Source organism: Vibrio sp. 811, assembly GCF_033339195.1.
Genome location: NZ_JAWOUB010000812.1, coordinates 1 through 547 on the forward strand (window position 1 = coordinate 1; position 547 = coordinate 547).

General features: G+C 45.0%; 1 pseudogene. It reads right to left on the bottom strand.

The window, feature by feature from the left end:
- A pseudogene (locus R7Q46_RS29535) lies at positions 1–442 on the bottom strand (flagella basal body P-ring formation protein FlgA); the annotation flags it as partial.
- Positions 443–547: the final 105 nt, after the last annotated feature.

Below are 547 nucleotides of genomic sequence, written 5' to 3' on the forward strand. Positions count from 1 at the left end.
TCGCCGCAACCACCACTGGCAGTGTGACCGAAGATTTGATCGTGACATTGATTCGCCATGGAGCAGTGAGATCTTCGCAACTGACGGAACGCTTTAAGTTACCGACTGGCAAAGGTTGGTTATCGCGACCCGTGATCACCAATTTGGCGTCGCATTTGGGTAAATGGTTGGCAGAACCTGGCACCCACAAATCGTACTCTAGTTGATACTCGCCCCACTGGTTGGACTTGGCTACGCGGTCTACTTCTTGTTCAAAATGTTTCGCGATAACGGCCTTTAGCTCCTCCGATGAGAAGGTGGTTTGGTCCGTGTTGGCGAAAGTTTGTCCTGCCGAAAGAATTCCTAATAACAGTATCCACTTTGAGGAAATTAGAGTTTTCCCCCTAATTTTTTTGCTTTCCGTAAACCGGAAGTTTGGTTTCCACTCTTGTTTGTAAGTCATTGATAAATATAAATAAATTTTATGGCACGTATCTTGTTTGTATCTTGGCGTATTCGAGCCGACTGTAAGGAAAGATGCATGGCGATCACATTTGAAAATGCTTTA